The organism is Acinetobacter sp. TY1 (assembly GCF_048551395.1).
GTDB lineage: Bacteria > Pseudomonadota > Gammaproteobacteria > Pseudomonadales > Moraxellaceae > Acinetobacter.
Map to the genome: position 1 here is coordinate 95,305 of NZ_JBLYZK010000004.1, position 13,570 is coordinate 108,874.

The window sequence follows — 13,570 nt, forward strand, 5'->3', positions numbered from 1 at the left end:
AATTAGTGTGCTTTTTCTGCTAATGTTTGCTCAAGAATTGCTACACACAATTCATCAAAACTATAACCCACCGCATTGGCTGCTTTTGGCACCAATGAATGGCTCGTCATTCCAGGTACAGTATTGACTTCAAGTAACCAAAAATTACCTTGCTCATCCTGCATCGCATCAATACGTCCCCAATTGCTTGCTCCAACCGCTTGGAATGCACGTAAACATAATTCTTGTAATTGCTTTTCTTCTGTTTCGCTTAAACCACATGGAATACCATATTCCACATCATTACGGTTATATTTTGCTTCATAATCATAGAAAGCAACATCAGCTGGTGGCTGCAGACGAATCACAGGCAAAGGCTGACCATTTAAAAATGAAATGGTAAATTCACGACCTGTAATCCATTTTTCCGCCATCACAATAGCATCATGCTGTGTTGCTTTTTCAAGTGCTGCTGCAAGATCTTCTACTTTTTCAACCTTACTCATACCGACACTTGAGCCTTCATGCACAGGCTTAATAATGAGCGGTAAACCTAAGTTCTCAATGACTTCATTGAAATCAGCATCTTTACCAATAATACGATAAGGCGCAGTAGGTAAATCCGAACCTTGCCAAATTTGCTTGGTTTTGACTTTATCCATGCCAATTGCAGAACCTTGAACACCAGTACCTGTATATGGAATATTCATCCATTCCAAAGTACCCTGAATTTGACCATCTTCACCACCACGACCATGTAGCACAATAAAGGCACGATCATAATTGACCAATTCAGTCACACTGCGTTCCTGGGGATCAAAGCCTTCTGCATTCACTCCTGAACGTAACAATGCTTCGAGTACGGCTTTACCACTATCCAATGAAACTTCACGCTCAGCAGATTTACCACCAAGCAATACCGCTACTTTTCCAAATTTAGAAGCATTTGACACGTTTATATCCTTAAACTTTACAAATAAGTCAATTTCAATTTAATCATCGGTTATGGCGCATAGAGTGATGCATTTCCACAACCCATCATACAATTATTTTAAATACAGCTGGTTCTGTGCCAATTCTACAGAAATTGCTCCCACGTTACCCGCACCTTGTGTTAATAACAAGTCATTCGCTTGTAACACTTTTTGTATCACATTTTGTAAATTGCCTTCGACTGGGTCAATCAATATCGGTTCAACTTCTCCGCGTAGACGAATACTACGTGCAAGAGAACGACTATCTGCACCAACTATTGGCTTTTCACCCGCAGAATAGACCTCTAGTAATAACAATTGATCAACTTGTGACAATACATCAACGAAATCATCAAAACAGTCACGAGTACGGCTAAAACGATGCGGTTGGAACATCATGACCAAACGGCGATCAGGGTGACTTGCTCGTGCTGCTTTAATCGTCGCTTCTACTTCTTTCGGATGATGACCATAGTCATCGACCAATTTCACCGTGCCTTCACCTAGTTCATACTCACCTTGAACTTGAAAACGACGACCAACTCCACTAAAGCTTTCAAGAGCACGTGCAATCGCTGCATCTGAAACGCCTTCATCGGTTGCAATACCAATGGCTGCAAGTGCATTTAGAATATTATGTAAACCTGGCATATTGATGGTCAAGCGAAGAGGCTCACGACCTTTACGTAATACTGTGAAACTTGATTGCATACCCGTTTGATCAACATCAACTGCACGAATATCATTATCTTCGTTAAAACCATAGGTCAATACAGGACGACCAATGCGTGGCATAATTTCACGAATATTAGCATCATCACCACATACAACGGCTAAACCGTAAAATGGCATTTTTTGTAAGAATTTAATGAATGTATCTTTCAATACATCAAAGCTACCACCATAAGTGTCCATATGATCTGCATCAATATTGGTCACAATTGCAGCCATAGGCTCTAAGTGTAGGAATGATGCATCTGACTCATCCGCTTCCGCCACTATATAACGACTCGCACCCAATGCGGCATTCACACCTGTACGATTGAGCAAGCCACCAATTACATAAGTTGGATCCATGTTTTCTTCAGCAAGCATGCATGTCACAAGACTTGTTGTGGTGGTTTTACCATGTGTGCCTGCAACTGCAATACCGTGACGGTAACGCATAAGCTCACCAAGCATTTCAGCACGGCGTACGACAGGTGTACGTGCTTCAATCGCAGCTTTTACTTCTAAGTTTTCAGGATCAATGGCAGTAGATACTACTAAAACATTTGCACCCAAAATATTATCAGCATGATGACCAATATGAACTTTAATGCCATTCTCTTCGAGCTGTGCAGTAGTTTTCGATGCTTTAATATCTGAGCCAGAAACTTTATAGCCCTGATTCTTTAACACTTCGGCAATACCACACATTCCTGCACCGCCAATACCCACAAAATGAATGTGTTTAATACGACGCATCTCAGGAATTTTGATCAGATTTTTTGCTTTATCAGCCGGACTTTGTGGAGACATAATTTACTCTAAAAAATTTACAAATCTTGAATTAAACCAACCACACGCTGTGTGGCATCGGGCTGAGCGTGTTGACGGGCTTTTATCGCCATTTCCATCAACAATTGACGATCCATCAGTGGCGTCAGTAAATCTTTTAACGAATCTGGTGTCATACTATTTTGTGGACAAATCTTCGCTGCACCTATTGTTTCAAGGAAGCGTGCATTTGCTGTTTGATGATCATCCACCGCACTTGGCAAAGGAACAAAAACTGCTGCTAAACCTGCTGTTGCTACTTCAGTCACAGTCAATGCACCTGCACGGCAAATAATTAAATCTGCATTAGCATAAGCTTTCGCCATATCTTCAATAAATGGTTCAACTTGCACATGCATACTTTGCGGTATATCGGCATACAAAGCTTGAGTTGCTTCTTGTTTATTTTGACCACATTGATGAAAAACCTTCAAAGGTACATTGAGCTGTTTCAATGCCAAAGGTACGGTTTCATTTAATGCCTGTGCCCCAAGCGACCCCCCCACAATTAAAACGTGAATAGGTTCACCTATACTCATACGCTCTTTATAGCGAAATGAGGGATTATAAATTGCCGTAATTTCCGAACGTACAGGATTACCTGTAGTTACAATTTTTGGCGCTTCAGCAAATGTATTTGGGAATGCCTGACATACTGTTTTTGCAATACGAGATAATTGAGTATTGGTAAACCCTGCAACCGCATTTTGTTCGTGAATAATCACTGGAATGCCAAGTAAGCGTGCTGCCAAGCCACCAGGTCCTGCAACATAGCCACCAAAACCAGCAACAGCTTCGACATTTAACTGTCTCATATAGCGCATCGCACTCAGCGTTGCTTTCATAATTTTAAATGGCGCTACAAGTTTACGGATAACACCATTACCACGTACACCCTGAATATCAATCTGATAAATAGGAATATCATGTTGTTTTAAAAGTCGGTTTTCCATCCCTGTCGGTGTTGCAAGCCAAGACACTTGGCAACCCTGTTGTTGCAATTCTTTTGCAACCGCAAGTGCTGGGAATACATGTCCACCAGTTCCTGCTGCCATCATCATGACGTGTCGAGGTGTGCTTTGCTGAGGTTTGGTCACGGTCTAATTCTTCAATTCAAAAATAAAAAGTACGTACATTTTAGATATACAATTGTAATCACAAAGCACTACGGGGAAAAGTTTATTTACTTTTTTTCACTCAGTGCTTCATTGTTTTTTTCTACTGATTTACGAGTTTAAACCAATTTTATCATTCATCAGTCAAAAAATACTGAAGAAAGTGAGTTTTACATCAACTTCAATAAAAATTCACAGAGCACCTAACACGAGCGCTCTGTGTTCGTTTCATTTTTTACTACAATAAAGACTAAATCAATGAAACATTAAGTCCTAAACTGTTTTACCTGCTTCAAGTACAGCAAATAAATCATCTGCAATAGACGTTCCAAACTGATCATCAATTTCACGAATACACGTTGGACTCGTCACGTTAATTTCAGTGACATACTGACCAATTACATCTAGACCCACAAAAACCAAACCTTTTTCTTTTAAAAATGGTCCAACTTTAGCTGCAATCGCTTTATCATTTTCAGTTAATGGTCGTGCTTCACCCAAACCACCCGCAGCTAAATTACCACGAACTTCACCATTTTGCGGAATTCGTGCCAAGCAATAAGGTACAGCTTCACCATTCACCATCAAAATACGTTTGTCACCATCGACTATTTCTGGAATATAACGCTGAGCCATTATTGGCTGCGTACCATTTTCAGTTAAAATTTCAATGGTTGAGCCAATATTCACACCATCTTGGTATAAACGGAAAATTCCCATTCCCCCCATACCGTCAAGTGGCTTGACAATAACGTCACCATGCTCTTTTAAAAATTCACGAATTAAACTTTGCTGTGAAGTAACCAATGTTGGTACTTGTAAATCGGGAAATTGGGTTGCAAATATTTTTTCATTACAATCACGTAGGCTTTGTGGTTTGTTAATAATCCACGCACCTTCGCGTTCCGCTTGTTCTAAAATATACGTGGTGTACACAAAGTTCATATCAAATGGTGGGTCTTTACGCATTAACACCACATCATATGTCGCAAGAGATTCTTTCTTTTGCTCACCTAATTCATAGTAGTGATTGTAATCTTCAAACACTTTGAGTGGTGAAATCAGACCAAAAGCTTTGCCCTGATCAATATATAAATCCTGTTGTAATGCATAACCTAACTCATGCCCACGACGTGATGCTGCCCACAGCATTGCCATCGTTGAGTCTTTTTTTAGGTTTACATTTTCGATGGGATCCATCACCACAAGTACACGCATACAATTGCTCTTATAAAATTTTGGCTTCCTAGGAGTATAGCCGAGATCAAATACAAAGTTTTCTGCTTTTTTTAGATACTTATCATAGATTCAATATAAAATTGTGTATTTAAAAATTAATACAAAATATCGCATTATTCTGTTTAGTTCTTAGCCACTACTGTATTTTAAATAACTATAAATTATACTAGTGTTAAATCTATGAAAAATAATAAACAAAACTTTCAAACTGGGGTGCTCGTTGGTGTATTAAGTAGCTTTGCAATCGTTGGTTTAGGCTTTCTAGGGCAAAATGCTTATATGCAATATCAAATACATCAAGTTTTGGGGTATATCTCACAACAGCAAAAAAATTTTGCTGATCAAGTAAATCAACAGTATTTATCTAACAACAATGGACAACTCATTCAATTACTTCGAAAATCCTCAGACATTCAAAATACAATTATCCCTAACTTGCAAACTCAAGATGGTGTGAATTTTCAATTCAATCAATTGCAACTGATCGTTGATTTAAAAAACAATAGTAAAATTCCAGAAAAATTGGCTCAGCACAAAATTTACTATCAACCGCAATCATTAGATGGACGAACAATTACTTCATGGCAATGTTTTTCAGATCTAACAGACAATATTCGACCAAAATATTGCCTCTATAGTGAAAAAGTACCTGATAATTCTAATCTTTTACGCCAAGCTATACTTGCAAACACATCCGAATATCGACGAGATCATACAAGATCAACGCATACACCACCTATTGAAAATGATTGCACAAAATTTAAAACCAAACTTCCGCAACAATTTGATGTATTCGCCACAGGTGCATATTCAGGACGTGAATCCAATTATCAAATTGATAACAGCGGTCACCAAGCCAATGAAATGGATATACAAGTTCAACACACCCGCCCAATTCTACTTATTTTAGGTGCGTATGAACCCACTATTTGGAATATAAAATGGGAAGCGAATACACATATTGTAGGTGTTATCGCAACGGGATATCACACCCAAAAAGTCATTGGATTACCTAAATCTATTCCTGTATTAGAAACGACTTCTGAAAACTCACAGTGCGGTTATAGTTATGTTTCTAGTGACAATGCCTCAGAAATCAATCAATTATCGCAGAAAATTTTACAGCGTGATATTCAAGCCGTTGTCTTAGCACAAAATGGGCGAGCAACAATTGGAAATATCAACTCAAATGCACAACTGCAATTTTCCCAAGATCGCACAATGAAAGATGTGATTGATCGGAATGCACCTTTAGCAGGGCAAGCAGGCATACAAGATGCTATTGCAAAAGGTTTACTCAGACCTGCAACCCGAGCAGATATTGACGCATGGAAAACTGCGAATAATCGTGCGCAAAATATTCACACACCACCTGTTATTGGAGGCACACCCTCTTCAGGTACAGGTATGGAATATGTACATTTTGACCGTGCTTATGTGGTCTTAAAAGAAATGACGATGCCCGCAGGTTTATATGGAGCTCACTCGGTTACGATCTTTGTACCTGAAGGCGTACCACGACCTCAAGGCAATCCGGGACATTCAACCATTTATGAAATCAAATCGGGGAGTTGTTATGGTTCTAGTCCTGATTGCTTAAGACACTAATTTTTATAAATATTAGTAGATCATTTTTAGATTGTTTCTCAATTCTTTAAAGAGCATTGAGAAACAGGATTATTACATTTTACAAATTATTTTTTTTATTTTTTTCAATAACTAAATCTTTTTTTTGCATCATCTTTATTATTTCTAATCACATATTCATCAGCACTTTGTGGATCGGGTGGTAGGTTTAATTTAATTCGGCAACCACATTCAGTCTCAGATTTTTGAAATACTGTAATTTCAGCCTGTAAAGAAATGGGGCGACCAATAAAAAAATCAGTCTGAGCTAAATTCAAACACAGTTTTTCTGCATACTTTGGCTCTAGTTCACCGACTTTATGATCGTGGATACGCACTTGCACCACATAAGTTTGATTTTGTCGTGCCTCTTCACGCTGAACAAGTGCAGTTATATAAATCACTTCTTGATTAAATTTTAGCATCAATTCGTTTTGTAATTTTCGCTGAGCAATATAGCCCAAAGGTACCACAACACTAAATGGCAACAATGGATCAAGCTGATAGGGATACATTTGAAAATACATATCGCGTTCAATTTGATAACGCCCCCATCTACGTTGATCACTTTGGCGAATCACTAGAAAGCCAACAATCACGCAGATGATTATTAAAAGCAACCACAACATCTCAATCCGCTTCCCAATAAACTCAAACCCAAAATTTGTGCTAAAAATAAGGAGCGCATTGCTCCTTAAATTATATAATGACTATTACATCGTTTGAAATCATTAATATTAGATACCGTATTTCACACGATAAGCTTCCATTTTTGCCAAAGCTTCTTGATCGCCTTTCGTATCTAAGAATGTCATCAAATCACGCATAGTAATCAGTGCATGTACAGGAATTTCTAACTCTTGCTGAACTTCCTGAATTGCAGACAATGTACCTTGACCTTTTTCTTGACGGTCAAGCGCAACTAATACACCTGCAATACTTGCACCCGCATTTTTCAAGATAGTAACCACTTCTCGAATAGCTGTACCTGCGGTAATCACATCATCAATGATCCACACTTTTTTGCCTTCAACAGAAGCTCCAACCAAGACACCACCCTCACCATGATCTTTGGCTTCTTTACGGTTAAAGCCCCAAGGTACACTTTGACCATGCACTTGCGATAATGCCACAGCAGTTGCAGCAACAAATGGAATGCCTTTATACGCTGGACCAAAAATCACTTCAACACTATTACACTGACTGAGTTTATCGGCATAGCCCTGAGCTAATAATGATAATGCTTCACCGTCATTGAGTAAGCCTGCATTAAAAAAATAAGGACTCACACGACCCGATTTTAAAGTAAACTCACCAAATTTAAGCACACCACGTGATAATGCGAGTTCGATAAAAGCTTGTGGATCAAATTGAGCTTGCGAGGTCATGAGGTGCTCCAAAATTCATACAGAAAGGTTATGACTGCGCATGATACCAAAGAGTAGCTATCCAAGTGATCAAAAAATTTTAAGAGTTGTCTCAATTAATGTAAATGGTTTACGTGCATCTGTGACCAAAGGCTTACTTGAATGGCTTGAACAGTCCGATGCTGATGTGGTTTGCATGCAAGAAAGTCGCATTACCCACGCACAATGGACAGATAAATTTAAACCTGAAGGTTGGTATACGCATCTTTTTCCTGCTGAAAAAGCGGGTTACGCAGGTACAGCCATTTATAGTCGCCTTCCCTTTGTATCGATTACCGATGGCTTAGGTTTTGAACTTGCAGATAGCCAAGGACGTTTTATTTCAGCTGAGTTTGATCTTGGACTCGATCAACCTGTCCATATTTGCTCACTGTATTTGCCTTCAGGTTCTTCAGGCGATGAAGCGCAAGCACGTAAAGATCGCTTCCTTCAAGAATATTCAAAAATATTGAAACAATGGCGTGATGAAAATAAGTCTGTGATTATTTGTGGCGATTACAACATCGTGCATAAACGTATTGATATTAAAAACTGGTCAGGTAACCAAAAAGCATCGGGCTGTTTACCACATGAACGTGCATGGCTCGATCATATTTATGATGAATTAGGCTATGTCGATACCTTCCGTGAAGTGCGTAAAGAAGCTGAAGTGTACTCATGGTGGTCAAACCGAGGGCAAGCTCGTGCGAAAAATGTTGGTTGGCGGATTGACTATCAAGCCTGTTCACCTGATTGGAAAGAGCGCACAGTCAATGCTTGGGTCTATAAGGAACAATGGTTTAGCGATCATGCCCCCGTCATTATTGACTATAAAATCTAAATTTAATTTTTTTCAATAAACCATATTGAGTGAACAACCGTTTACTCAATATGCGTAAATATCTCACATCGCTTGACGAAGTTGTGGATGTTTTTTCTACATAATAAACGGCATTATTGCTTCACGGCAAAGGGATGTGATCAGGATGATCAAATAGGGATAGGAAGCCGTAGGATGGATAGAAAATAGTTACGCAAGTGAATATTTTCCAAGGACGAAACAATGGACGTTGTATTGAGACCCGCATGATCAGGATGATTAAATGCGGGTTTTCTCTTTTATAGTCTTTAATTTTTTTATTTTCAATTAATATTTCCATTATTATTTATTAGAGTAAGACAAAACTTATTTTTATTATCATCAAAATCAAATAAAGCCCTGTCCACAACAACCAATTTTTATTATGAAGTTTTTTATCGATAGATTATTATCACAATAATCTAACGAGCTATGTTCTTTTATCATTCTTATGCTTTATTGATTACATAATGCCAAATTTTCCTTACAGTTTTATGACTGCCTCAAATTTTTATTCAAACATCATTCATGCGTAAATTGACTGCTTTTGTTATGCTATTTTGCAGATTAAAGAATGGATCAACCTGATGTTAAAAATTTATGGTATCAAAAATTGTAGCTCTATGAAAAAAGCCTTTGACCTACTCACAGAACTCGGTATTGCATACGATTTTCATGATTATAAAAAGCAAGGTATTGATGCTGAAACGGTAAAAACTTGGCTCGATCAGGTTGGACAGGACATCATCTTAAATAAAAAAGGCACAACTTGGAAAAAACTAACCGAAGCAGAGCAACAACATGCACTTTCTAGTGAAACAAATTTGATTGAAACGCTGACAACGCATACAAGTATGATCAAACGACCGGTTATTGAAAGCGATGGCCAGTATATTGTGGGCTTTAATGAGGATGCGATTCGTATATTGAAATAAATCCCCTGCTAAAAACCTCAAAATTTATTGATTAAAAAAGCCTGAATACATCAGGCTTTTTTAAAAATCTCTAAAGTAAAATTTTTTAATCAAATACTTAGATGTGTTTATTGCGCACGAATCCAAGTTTGATTACGACCTAAAGCCGATACACCAATATAACCGCGTAGATTCAATTTATTCCCCGCAAGCTCACCTTTTAGCTTGTAGGTTTTACCATTTTTAGGATCTAAAATAGATCCGCCTTCATAGCTTGTACCACCGACATTTTTAAGATTATGAACAATGGTCACGCCTTTGAGAGATTTGTTTTTATACGTCCCTTCACACTTCGTACAAGCATTTTCTTCACCTGGTGTCACAATGCTTTGGATCGTTGCAGAAAGGGTGCCGTTTTTCTGTTCTGTAAATTTTACAATAGCTTTTGGTTTGCCTGTTGCATCATCAATGGTTTTCCATACAGTTCCATTGAGTGGGTCTGCAGCATTAGCAAAAGTAGCAGTTGCGAGTAATCCTAACGTGAGTGCGATTTTTTTCATTTTTTTCATTTCCCTAGTCATATTTGACCTATATATTATTAAAAACTCAAAACAAATATGCAATTTTTCAATGTGACTATTTAGTGTAGCCTTGTAAATATTAGCCAATATTTCTTCATAAACAACTGCTAATTTAAAAAAAAATGGACAAAATATGAAGTTTAATCCTGCTTTGAAACAATATCTTACAGAGAGCATTTTAAAGACAAGTTTTAAAATGCCTAGTCGTCTCAATATCCCACCGACTGCAGTGCGTTTTGCATTGGAACAACTCACTCGAGTTTTCCCCCAACATAAAGATGTAAAAATTCGTTCTTTACGCCTCGCAGGTATTCCTGCTGAAGAAATTAAACCGCAAAAAAGTGCCACTCAACTGATCTTTCATATTCATGGTGGAGCATTTTTTGTCGGCTCACTCAAAACGCATCGGGCATTTTTATCTGAAATTGCGGTACGTACTCAAATGCAGGTGCTGCATCTTGACTACCCACTTGCACCTGAACATCAGTATCCTGAAGCGAGTGAAGCTGTTTATGATGCTTATCTACAACTTTTATCACAAGGTATTTTACCCAAAGATATTATTATTTCAGGCGATTCTTGTGGTGCAAATTTAGCACTTGCCTTAGCACTAAAACTGAAAAACGAAGATCCTGAATTGTTGCCTTCGGGTCTGATTCTCATGTCTCCTTTTTTAGATTTAACATTGACAAGTGAGTCTTTACGTTACAATCAAAAACATGATGCTTTACTGTCAATCGAAGCCCTTGAGACAGGTATAGAATTTTATGTACCCAAAGGCATGGATAAATCCCAACCTGAACTTTCACCTATTTTTGGTGATTTTGAAGGCTTACCTCCAACACTCGTTCAAATTGGTTCTAAAGAAATTTTACTCGATGATGCAAATCGCTTTGAAACCAAAGCCAAAGCAGCCAAAGTTGATGTAACATTAAAACTGTATACAGGCATGTGGCATAACTTCCAAATGTTTAGCCCATGGTTTGATGAAGCTAAAACTTCTTTAGCAGATATTGCAACTTTTGCGCATCGACTAGATCAAGATTAATACAAATATATATTATGAGCTTAAATCAAATTTAGGCTCAAATTTTAAATTTTGGACGTTAAATTTACTTACAATTTTAAGTTTTAAATTAACAATCTATAGTTTATATTTAAAAATAATAACAAATTAATAAATACCAATACTTTACGATATAGTCTTTCCCAAAAATAGGAATGTGACAAGATTAGTTATTCATCCAAATTATTAGAGCGCTTACTCTGATTATTTTTGTAAATAGTGTGATAAAAATCACTTATTTATAATTATTATTGAGTTAATTCAACAAATTAACGAATAAGTATGTTTGATCTTTATTATTTAAAAGCGTATATTTTCGTCAATGAGCAATAAAAATACATAAATAATCGGAGGAGAAATTTGCTATGCGAAATAAAATTTATTCCGAAAGACGTCGCAAATTACATACATTTTTTAAAAATGTGATTAAAAATTCGTTTATAAACGGATGGATTAATAACAACCAAACAATGGCAGATGATACGATTACAGACCCTTTAACAGGTCTATATAATCAATTTGGTATCAATTCATACTTAAAAGAATTACATCCACAAATTGGAATTAGCTATGCAATTGTGTTACTCAATGTCGATAACTATAAAGACATTCAAGCACAATATGGAATTAAAGCTGCTGAAGTCGCATTGATTTCAACTGCAAGTATTATTTCCGATAATTTGCGTGAAACCGACTTAATTGGTCGTTATGGCGAGCATGAGTTTATTCTTATTCTGAGCAATATTACCCTTGAATATGCAAACAGCGTTGCACGCCGAATTGCGGAAAATGTACAAAGTAAATTACTCAAAGTAAAAACTCAATCTATATTATTACAGGCAAGCTGTGGTATTTCTGTTTCTGAACAAGATGCTTATAGTGATGCCATTTTACAACAAGCAGATCAGGCACTTTTTGCAGCGAAATCGAATGGTATTAACCAAATTCGTGATCACAGTACTATTGCAAGCTAAGACCTAAAATAGAAATTGTTTACCGAAATAATTTCTATTTTATATTGTAATTTTTTATAGATCTGGATGCCCTATTATTAGTAGAACATCATTCCATATCTTAAGAGCATACCGCTCAACATACACATATGAATCTTGGAAAACAGACAAAAAAACTTCACTTTGTTCTTAATAAAATATTACATAATAATATCATTATGAATTGGAGCAATCTCAATAAGTGCATCTTGATTTTAAGTCTTGCATGTACGATGCATTTGCTTTGGCTATTGTGGAAAATTTTTATTTTATTGACCCCTTCACTTTGGCATTGGGTCGATATGAGTTTATTGAAATTTCAAATTTATCTCAATCTTGCTAGTTTTTTTTTATTATTGTTTTTAATTTTGCCATGCTGGTTATTCCAAGGTAAACAATGGGCTGAAACAGCTCTCCCCTATGCCATGCTCAATATTTTTGTTGCCGTGATCATGCGTGATGGCTATCTCATTGGATTATTTAGTCCAGCGACCGTGATCGCATTTATTTGTATATCTGGTTTGGGGCTAATTCTATTTGAACACCGCTTTGTCTATTTCCCTCTAATTTTTGCTTGTATTGTATATATTATTCTCAGCTATCTGACGCTAACCCATGCTTTACCTTATTCGCCTTTATTTACACCTGCACTTCTTTCACCCACTTTAAATATATTTTGGGTCAGTAGCATGGCTTATTTTGTGATACCAATCGCATTTGCTAGCTTAATCCTTTGCGAAATTCTACTCTTTCAATGGCGTCATCGTGAGTCTTTAATTAAAACCCTCAGCCAAACAGACCCATTGACCACTCTGTTTAACCGTCGCCATTTCAATGAACAATTAAAAAGAGTTCAAGCAGTTGCACACAACTATGCCATTATTCTACTCGACCTTGATCATTTTAAAACCATCAATGACCAATATGGACATAGCGTGGGTGACAATGCTTTAAAACAAGTTGCTCAATGCCTAAAATCTCATTTACCTGAACAAGATCTTGTTGCTCGTTTTGGTGGTGAAGAGTTTATTTTTTCTTTACAAAATATTACGTTAGAACAAACACATGCGATTGCTGAACACTGTCGTCTCGCCATTTCATATTTGCGCATTCCTGTATCAGCCGATAAATTTATTTCACTCACAGCAAGTTTCGGGCTAGCAATGTCAAACCCAACACAATGCATTGATTCTGTTATTCATTCAGCAGATAAAGCGCTATATATTGCAAAACAAAAAGGCCGTAATCAGGTACACATTTATCAAAGCTGATATTCATAT

13 protein-coding genes are annotated in these 13,570 nt (G+C 37.1%); 6 read left to right on the top strand and 7 right to left on the bottom strand.

Annotated elements, in window-relative coordinates:
* Positions 1–2: 2 nt before the first annotated feature.
* From ACK2M2_RS04020 to gshB, 4 genes are all read right to left on the bottom strand, one after another.
* Positions 3–932 (bottom strand): D-alanine--D-alanine ligase, encoded by a 930-nt coding sequence (locus tag ACK2M2_RS04020; protein ID WP_409510692.1) that lies wholly within the window; start codon positions 930–932, stop codon positions 3–5.
* A 93-nt stretch (positions 933–1,025) separates the two neighbouring features.
* The gene (murC, locus tag ACK2M2_RS04025; protein ID WP_419346187.1) at positions 1,026–2,474 is read right to left on the bottom strand and encodes a UDP-N-acetylmuramate--L-alanine ligase; all 1,449 of its coding nucleotides are present in this window, start codon (positions 2,472–2,474) and stop codon (positions 1,026–1,028) included.
* A 17-nt stretch (positions 2,475–2,491) separates the two neighbouring features.
* Complete coding sequence (gene murG, locus ACK2M2_RS04030) at positions 2,492–3,589, bottom strand: undecaprenyldiphospho-muramoylpentapeptide beta-N-acetylglucosaminyltransferase (protein ID WP_419346188.1); 1,098 nt, start codon at positions 3,587–3,589, stop codon at positions 2,492–2,494.
* A 291-nt stretch (positions 3,590–3,880) separates the two neighbouring features.
* Positions 3,881–4,825, bottom strand: coding sequence for a glutathione synthase (gshB, locus tag ACK2M2_RS04035; RefSeq protein ID WP_419346189.1), 945 nt, complete (start codon positions 4,823–4,825; stop codon positions 3,881–3,883).
* Between the two features lie 201 nt (positions 4,826–5,026).
* Between gshB and ACK2M2_RS04040 the strand changes: the two genes are divergently transcribed.
* Positions 5,027–6,454 (top strand): hypothetical protein, encoded by a 1,428-nt coding sequence (locus ACK2M2_RS04040; protein ID WP_419346190.1) that lies wholly within the window; start codon positions 5,027–5,029, stop codon positions 6,452–6,454.
* Positions 6,455–6,558: 104 nt separating this feature from the next.
* On the opposite strand, the gene ACK2M2_RS04045 is transcribed toward ACK2M2_RS04040, so the two are convergent.
* Complete coding sequence (locus ACK2M2_RS04045) at positions 6,559–7,101, bottom strand: hypothetical protein (RefSeq protein WP_419346191.1); 543 nt, start codon at positions 7,099–7,101, stop codon at positions 6,559–6,561.
* A 108-nt stretch (positions 7,102–7,209) separates the two neighbouring features.
* Positions 7,210–7,860 carry an orotate phosphoribosyltransferase gene (gene pyrE, locus ACK2M2_RS04050; protein ID WP_419346193.1) on the bottom strand — a complete coding sequence of 217 codons (651 nt, stop codon included), beginning with the start codon at positions 7,858–7,860 and terminating at the stop codon, positions 7,210–7,212.
* Between the two features lie 40 nt (positions 7,861–7,900).
* Between pyrE and ACK2M2_RS04055 the strand changes: the two genes are divergently transcribed.
* Both ACK2M2_RS04055 and ACK2M2_RS04060 read left to right on the top strand, forming a co-directional pair.
* Positions 7,901–8,719, top strand: coding sequence for an exodeoxyribonuclease III (locus tag ACK2M2_RS04055; protein ID WP_419346195.1), 819 nt, complete (start codon positions 7,901–7,903; stop codon positions 8,717–8,719).
* A gap of 605 nt (positions 8,720–9,324) precedes the next feature.
* A complete protein-coding gene (locus ACK2M2_RS04060) occupies positions 9,325–9,672 on the top strand; it encodes a Spx/MgsR family RNA polymerase-binding regulatory protein (protein ID WP_419346197.1) in 348 nt (115 codons plus the stop codon).
* A 107-nt stretch (positions 9,673–9,779) separates the two neighbouring features.
* On the opposite strand, the gene ACK2M2_RS04065 is transcribed toward ACK2M2_RS04060, so the two are convergent.
* Positions 9,780–10,211: a DUF2147 domain-containing protein gene (locus ACK2M2_RS04065; protein ID WP_409510683.1), complete on the bottom strand. Its 432-nt coding sequence runs from the start codon at positions 10,209–10,211 to the stop codon at positions 9,780–9,782.
* A 154-nt stretch (positions 10,212–10,365) separates the two neighbouring features.
* Here ACK2M2_RS04065 and ACK2M2_RS04070 point away from each other — a divergent pair, with 154 nt between their 5' ends.
* From ACK2M2_RS04070 to ACK2M2_RS04080, 3 genes are all read left to right on the top strand, one after another.
* Positions 10,366–11,280 (top strand): alpha/beta hydrolase, encoded by a 915-nt coding sequence (locus tag ACK2M2_RS04070; RefSeq protein WP_409510682.1) that lies wholly within the window; start codon positions 10,366–10,368, stop codon positions 11,278–11,280.
* Between the two features lie 383 nt (positions 11,281–11,663).
* Positions 11,664–12,272, top strand: coding sequence for a GGDEF domain-containing protein (locus tag ACK2M2_RS04075; RefSeq protein WP_409510681.1), 609 nt, complete (start codon positions 11,664–11,666; stop codon positions 12,270–12,272).
* A gap of 197 nt (positions 12,273–12,469) precedes the next feature.
* Positions 12,470–13,561: a GGDEF domain-containing protein gene (locus ACK2M2_RS04080; RefSeq protein ID WP_419346198.1), complete on the top strand. Its 1,092-nt coding sequence runs from the start codon at positions 12,470–12,472 to the stop codon at positions 13,559–13,561.
* The last annotated feature ends 9 nt before the right edge of the window (positions 13,562–13,570 follow it).